This window comes from Alkalihalophilus lindianensis (genome assembly GCF_032843265.1).
Classification (GTDB): domain Bacteria; phylum Bacillota; class Bacilli; order Bacillales; family Bacillaceae_D; genus Alkalihalophilus; species Alkalihalophilus lindianensis.
The window spans coordinates 1-268 of record NZ_JAWJBA010000398.1 but is presented as its reverse complement, the minus strand read 5'-3'; the positions used below and the strand labels follow the sequence as shown (position 1 = coordinate 268).

The following is a 268-nucleotide window of genomic DNA, read 5'->3' as shown; positions in this document are numbered from 1 at the left end:
ATTGGCGACGACAGCTTTTTTGCAGCGCCGTTCACAATTGGAGAAGGGAAGATTCATGTTGACTATTATTGATATTCTCGTTTTGATTTATGGACTGATACTCGGTAGCTTTTTTAATGTCGTTGCCATTCGCTTATTAAAGAATGAATCGCTTATCTTCCCACCTTCACATTGCCCCCATTGCGGCAATAGATTACGTGCAATAGATTTAATTCCTGTTGTTAGTTATTTACTTTTGAAAGGAAAATGCCGGAATTGTAAAACGTCC

The 268-nt window shown here is 38.4% G+C and carries 1 protein-coding gene; it reads left to right on the top strand.

The genetic code is table 11. The features are described 5' to 3' along the window. Positions 1-55: 55 nt before the first annotated feature. A partial coding sequence (locus RYX56_RS22750; RefSeq protein ID WP_317124173.1) for a prepilin peptidase occupies positions 56-268 on the top strand: 213 nt, incomplete at its 3' end.